Origin of the sequence: Acetobacter nitrogenifigens DSM 23921 = NBRC 105050 (assembly GCF_000429165.1) — a bacterium.
Taxonomy (GTDB): domain Bacteria; phylum Pseudomonadota; class Alphaproteobacteria; order Acetobacterales; family Acetobacteraceae; genus Acetobacter; species Acetobacter nitrogenifigens.
The window spans coordinates 1-6113 of the sequence record NZ_AUBI01000041.1 but is presented as its reverse complement, the minus strand read 5'-3'; the positions used below and the strand labels follow the sequence as shown (position 1 = coordinate 6113).

Genomic DNA, 6113 nt, shown 5'->3' with positions numbered 1-6113 from the left:
CACGGTCTATCATGGTTCGCTTAGTCGTGTCCGCTGTCGGGCAACCACCATAAATGCTCGAACGACCGAGTTGAGGCGACTACAGCCTGTCCGCTGCCATTCGTTGAGCAGACAGACTGTTTAGGGGGGTGAACGGAAGGTCCGCTTTTGAGCGATCGTTGGATATTTCCTGCCGTACGCTCAACTGCATATAAGACTCTTGCGGACGCAAAAATGGTCCGGCACCGAAAAGACATTGTAAGCCAGTCTCGCCCCCTATCCCGCCCGCAGATGAAATCGTGTGATTTCGGCTGGCACGCCCAGTCGGAGCGCGAAGCCTGGCCATAGGCCGGTCCCGTTACTGACATACAGCGTCATGCCGCCCACCTGATAGCGGCCGGAGACAAAGCCGTTATTGCCACGAGCGACGAGCCGGTCGAGGCCACGGATCATCCCACCATGCGTATGACCCGATAACTGAAGCGCGACCCCACGCACCGCGGCGGTTCGGGCGTCTCCGGGTTGATGATCGAGCAGCACGACCGGTGCATGTGTCGGCGCGCCAGCCAGAGCAATGTCGATATCCGGTTCCATCTCACCGTATCGGAATGCCGAGCGATCCGTTAAACCCGCGATCACCAGATGAGCGGTTTCGCGCGTTATAACCTTGTGGTGGTTTTCCAGCATATCGAAACCCAGTGCCGACAGGTGACGCATCCAGGCCGCATAATCGAAGAAATATTCATGGTTGCCCGGAGCGGCCAGTAAGCCATCGGGCGCGTGCAGGGCTGCGAGCGGTGCGACGTCGGCACGGCGCATCTCTACCGACCCGTCGATGAAATCCCCCGTCACGACAATCAGATCGGCGCTCGCCGCGTTCGCCCGCTCCACGACACGAGCGGCCCACTTAGCAGAGAAGAGCCGCGTGATATGCAGATCGCTCAACTGGAGCAGTCGATATCCGTCGAACTGCGGGGACAATCCGCGTATGGCGACAGTCACGTCCCTGACGAGGGGCACCCGCAGCGCGTTGGCAACGCCGATGGCGGCAAGCAGCCCGGCCAGTCCACCCACCGCGACACGGGCGTCCGTGCCGATACGAATTGGCTGCCACGCGACCAGCGCGACAATCAGTGCGCCGAGATCGAGCGCGAGTTGAAGCAGTGTGAGAAACAGGATCGTGCCGATCGCCCAGTTGAACAGGATGATGAGAGGTCGCGGAAATTCAGGCGCGAACACCGAGCCTGAAGAGAGGCGGCTCCAGAACTGGTATTGCGACGCCACGATGACGAAAACGGACACCAGGAGTTTCACGGTGATCGGAAGGGGGAGCGGCCACAACCAATTCAGGATCACGATCGACAGGAGCAAACCGAAAACAATGACGCGCACCAGTATGAATATCCTCATGGATAGACGGACCCGCCGGCGTGTGTTGTCCGTTGGCGCCCTGAGCCAATCTGCGAGCTTGCCCTGTATCGAAGCACTGTTCGCGCGATCGTGTCAGGCGAAGCGTTCGCCGACCATCTCCTCGCTTTTTGTCCACAGGGCTTCGGCGTGTGCCGGATCGAGAGCGTAGGCGCGCACCCCTGCGTTGACCAGACTGATCGGCAGGTCGTTCGGTACAACATCGCTGACGTGGCAATCCTCGCAGTAATGAGCGCCTACCATATCGGCTTCGGCCACGACGCCGGCCCAGACCGAGGTTGCAGCCCCCTGCGGAATGCTCTTGAACTGGAACGGCTTCTGGCCCTCGGCAGCAGCCTGTTCGTTGACCTGCTTCACCATGGCTTCGATCTCCCCGGGTGCCATGTGCCGCGCCAGTTCCGTCTTGATCCCACCCGGGTGAACCGCCGTAGCGCGTATGCCCCTTGCACGATGCCGCGCATCGAAGGCTACGGCGAAGAGAATATTGGCAGTCTTGGAACGTCCATAAGCCACGAACGGCACGTAAGGCGTCTGCTCGAAATTCGGATCGTCGAGATCGACATCGGCGAAGCGATGTCCAGCCGAGGACACATTGACCAGTCGCGCGCCGTCGCGCAGTAGTCCGGCAATTCGGTTGACCAGAACGAAATGTCCCAGATGGTTGGTGCCGAACTGCGTCTCGAACCCATCCTTGGTATGCCCGAATGGAGTCGCCATCACGCCCGCATTGGCGATGATCAGGTCGAAGGGCGTGCCTTGCGCATTCAGACGGTCGGCGCAGGCGCGCACACTTGCTAGATCCGCAAGGTCGAGCGCGATGAGTTCGAACGCTCCACCTCCTTGCGACGCGGCCACGCGAACCTGATCGGTTGCGCGTTCCGCTTTTGCAAGATCGCGTGCCGCGCCCACGACATGCGCGCCATGACCTGCCAGTGCCCGGGCCGTTTCAATGCCCAGTCCGGCGGAAACGCCGGTCACGAGAACGCGCTTGCCCTTCAGGGATACGCCGGAGAGAACATCGTCGGTCCTCGACGTCGCGTCAAAGATCTGAGTCATGGGTAGAACTCCCTTGGAACGGTGCGGGCACTTCTTGCCGATATGGCAACATTGGCTCTATGTGGAGCATCGCTCCGTTTGATATATACGGAGGATAACTCCGTTTAGCAAGGGGGGCCGGTGACCGACGTGAAAAAGCCTCGCCGTCGACCGCGCAGCGACGGTCGGCGCAATAGAGAGCACCTTCTGGCAGTGGCCAAAGCCGCGTTTACGATGGGTGAAGTCGACATCGCTTTGGATGAGGTCGCGCGCCGCGCAGCTGTGGGCATCGGCACGCTCTATCGTCACTTTCCCAGCCGCGACGCTCTTATCGAGGCAGTCTATCGCGCTGAACTGGATCGCCTTGCCGAAGCGGCTCCTGTTTTGGCTACGCAACATCCGCCGGTGGAGGCGCTTCGCGCATGGATGAGACTGTTTGTGGATTACATCGCTGCCAAGCAGGTCATCGCCCCCGCTCTCAACGGGTTGGTCGGGGGGACAGAGGCCCTCTATGCGCATTCCGGCGACGTTCTCAAAGCCGCGGTTAACAGCCTTGTATCCGCTGCCATCGCAGCCGGTGAGTTCCGCGCCGACATCGAGCCCCTGGATCTGCTCCGTGCTCTGGCGGGGGTCTCGAATTTTTCGGCTGATACAGGCTGGGAGAACAGTGCGAAACGCCTCGTCGATATTCTCATCGCGGGCTCGCGGTCATCGGTATCTTAAAAGACGCACGCGCCACAACTTTGTCCGCTTTGCGACGTCACTCTTTTGTTGCGCGATGTCTGAGAAGTAGGCGGAGCCGCCTATCTGAAATACAGGACGTGGGTCGGGCTGGTTCCGGTCCGAAAGCACCCCATATCGAAAGGAGCACTTGAAAACAGGGGAATAATGGCATGAAGATCGGCATTATCGGGGCAGGCCAGATTGGAGGCACACTGGTCCGCAGATTTACGGCCTGTGGTCATGAGGTGAAAGTCGCCAACTCACGCGGCCCGCAGACGCTAACCGAACTGGCGCGGGAAACCGGCGCGAAAGCCGTTACCGTCGCGGACGCGGTCAAAGACGTGAACCTGATTGTCGTCACCATTCCCGAGAAGAACATTCCGGCCCTGGGTCACAAGCCGTTCGAACATGTTCCGGCGGATGTGGTGATCGTCGATACCGGGAACTATTACCCCCGCGAACGGGACGGTCGCATCTCCGCCATCGAAGCAGGCAAGGCGGCAAGCGTCTGGGTCTCGGAACAGATCGGTCGCCAGGTCATCAAGGTCTTCAACAACATCTACGCCAGGCACCTCTTGGAAAATGGAACCCCAAAGGGCACGGCGAACCGCATCGCCCTGCCGGTCGCGGGGGACGATGTGTCCGCGAAGCAAACCGTCATGACACTGGTCGATGACGTCGGATTTGATCCTGTCGATGCCGGGCCTCTAGCGGAATCCTGGCGCCAGCAGCCGGGAACGCCGGTCTATTGCGCGGATCTGGACGCAACGGGTGTTGCGAAGGCGCTGGCTTCTGCCAGTCCTGAACGCACGGCGCAATGGACGGCAACCGATCACAGCCCCGGCAGCTTCGAAGCACCAGCCTGATACTGTTTATTCGGCAGGCTTCACTTGCCCGGGTGAAGCCTCGGCCCGATAAACTCCACCAGCCAGTCGACGAAGACACGCACACGTGGAGAAAGTTGCCTACTGCCTGGATAAAGCACGGAGAGCGGTGTGGGTGTCGGTGGGAAATCGGCCAGAACCTCGATCAGCGTGCCATTCGCGAGATCATCAATGAAGCGGTAACGTGGTGCCTGCACGAGGCCGAGCCCTTGCCGCGCGGCCGCGGCACTGGTTTCAGCGCCACTGACCAACAACCGCGTCGGCAGCATCACCTCGATCACCTCGTCTCCGCGCGTGAACTCCAGCGGCAGGGGCTGGCCGGTGCGCGACGATACGAAACCGATCATCTGATGGCCTTCCAGGTCCTCCGGTGTCGCGGGCATTCCATGCCGCGCCAGATAGTCCGGGCTGGCCACGGTGACTTCTTGCATCACTCCCACAGGCCGGGCCACCATGCCGCTGTCGGCAAGCGCACCGGCCCGCACGACGCAATCCACACCTTCGCGGATCAGATCGACAAACCGCTCACCCTCTCCGAGATGAACGGTCAGGGCCGGATGCCGCGCGAGGAAGTTGGGCAGCGCCGGCAGCAGGACCGTGCGCGCCAGATAACCGACCATGTCCACCCGCAGCACGCCGGAAACGGTGCCACCCGCGTTCCGATCCGCGTCCTCAAGGTCGGCCAGAATCGCAATGCACCGCCGGTAATAGGCGATCCCCTCCTCCGTGGGCCGGACGTGGCGTGTCGAACGTTGCAGCAAGCGGACACCAAGCCTGCTCTCCAGCGCCTTGATCGCAGCGGTCGCGACTGGCCGCGAAACACCGCAGGCGGCTGCTGCGGCACTGAAGCTGCCGCGATCAACAATGCGGATGAAAAGATCGAGCGTGGCGAGCCTGTCCATGGGATTATTCCATGACGCAAAACAATTCTGTCGGAAAGAGCGATCTTATCGAACGGGCGATGGAATGATCAATATGGGTTCCCACCAAACGGAGAGTTCCATGCCTGAAGTCAAAACCATTGCCCTCATTACCGGCGGAAGCCGTGGCCTCGGGCGTTCGACCGTCGAGGCGCTTGCCCGACGCGGTATTTCATCGATCTTCACCTATCATGCCAACAGGGCAGCTGCCGACGCGGTTGTTGCCAATGTCGAACGCAGTGGAGCCCGTGCCGTGGCGCTGCAACTCGACACTGCCGAGACGTCAGCCTTCCCGGCCTTTGCCAACGAACTTCGACGCGTGCTGGGCGAGTGGGGTGCTGAGCGTTTCGACTATCTGGTCAACATGGCAGGCACGTCGCATAGTGGTCTGTTCGGTGAAGTGGCGGAGGAGGATTTCGACGCTGCTTATCGTGTTCACGTCAAAGGCCCGTTCTTCCTGACACAGACGTTGCTGCCATTGATCGCGGATGGCGGTCGGATCGTGAATATTTCTTCCGGTTTGACACGTATCATCTATCCCGGGCGTATTGCTTATGCCTCCGTGAAAGGTGCGGTGGAAGTCATGACACGTTACATGGCCAAGGAACTCGGCTCGCGGCGCATCGCTGTCAATACGGTCGCACCCGGCGCCATCCAGACGGATTTTTCAGGCGGTGTAGTGCGGGACAATCCGGACGTGGCGCGGCACATCGCGGAAGCGACCGCGCTCGGGCGTCCGGGATTGCCAGATGATATCGGCCCGATGATCGCCTCGCTGCTGTCCGAGGACAATCGGTGGGTTAACGCGCAACGGATCGAAGTTTCCGGCGGGCAGGCCATCTGAACGCGAACCGCCAGCTTCAGGACGTCTGTCGTAAACTGGTGACCGGCTGCGAAAATGCTTCCCGATATTGTGGTCGCTGCTGCGTTGTAGGGCTTTCCATAGTCGGAATATTTGTGGATGGGCAATATTGTCGTGACCTGTGACGGGTGACCGCTTTCAGGAAACACCACGAGTTCCCTGTATGTCCGTCATGAAGGCGAGTGCCGCCTGTCCGCTTCTGTATCAGTGAGCGGACAGGCGGATCAGGGGGTAAGCAGCTTGTCGGCTATCGGAAAAAATTAGCAGAAAGCGGTCATTCGC

At 60.5% G+C, this 6113-nt stretch carries 6 protein-coding genes; 3 read left to right on the top strand and 3 right to left on the bottom strand.

The features are described from left to right. Positions 1-255: 255 nt before the first annotated feature. Positions 256-1389 (bottom strand): metallophosphoesterase, encoded by a 1134-nt coding sequence (locus G442_RS0118725; RefSeq protein WP_035376937.1) that lies wholly within the window; start codon positions 1387-1389, stop codon positions 256-258. A gap of 93 nt (positions 1390-1482) precedes the next feature. Beyond that, on the bottom strand, positions 1483-2463 hold the full coding sequence (locus G442_RS0118720) for an SDR family NAD(P)-dependent oxidoreductase (RefSeq protein ID WP_026399181.1): 981 nt from the start codon (positions 2461-2463) through the stop codon (positions 1483-1485). A gap of 120 nt (positions 2464-2583) precedes the next feature. On the opposite strand from G442_RS0118720, the gene G442_RS0118715 reads away from it, so the two are divergent. Together G442_RS0118715 and G442_RS0118710 are read left to right on the top strand one after the other, a co-directional pair. Next, positions 2584-3165, top strand: a complete 582-nt coding sequence (locus tag G442_RS0118715; RefSeq protein ID WP_012553548.1) for a TetR/AcrR family transcriptional regulator — start codon at positions 2584-2586, stop codon at positions 3163-3165. A gap of 170 nt (positions 3166-3335) precedes the next feature. Next, positions 3336-4031: an NADPH-dependent F420 reductase gene (locus G442_RS0118710; RefSeq protein ID WP_026399180.1), complete on the top strand. Its 696-nt coding sequence runs from the start codon at positions 3336-3338 to the stop codon at positions 4029-4031. Positions 4032-4051: 20 nt separating this feature from the next. On the opposite strand, the gene G442_RS0118705 is transcribed toward G442_RS0118710, so the two are convergent. Continuing rightward, positions 4052-4951 (bottom strand): LysR family transcriptional regulator, encoded by a 900-nt coding sequence (locus tag G442_RS0118705; protein ID WP_026399179.1) that lies wholly within the window; start codon positions 4949-4951, stop codon positions 4052-4054. A 100-nt stretch (positions 4952-5051) separates the two neighbouring features. Here G442_RS0118705 and G442_RS0118700 point away from each other — a divergent pair, with 100 nt between their 5' ends. Next, a complete protein-coding gene (locus G442_RS0118700) occupies positions 5052-5813 on the top strand; it encodes an SDR family NAD(P)-dependent oxidoreductase (RefSeq protein ID WP_026399178.1) in 762 nt (253 codons plus the stop codon). Positions 5814-6113 lie beyond the last annotated feature (300 nt).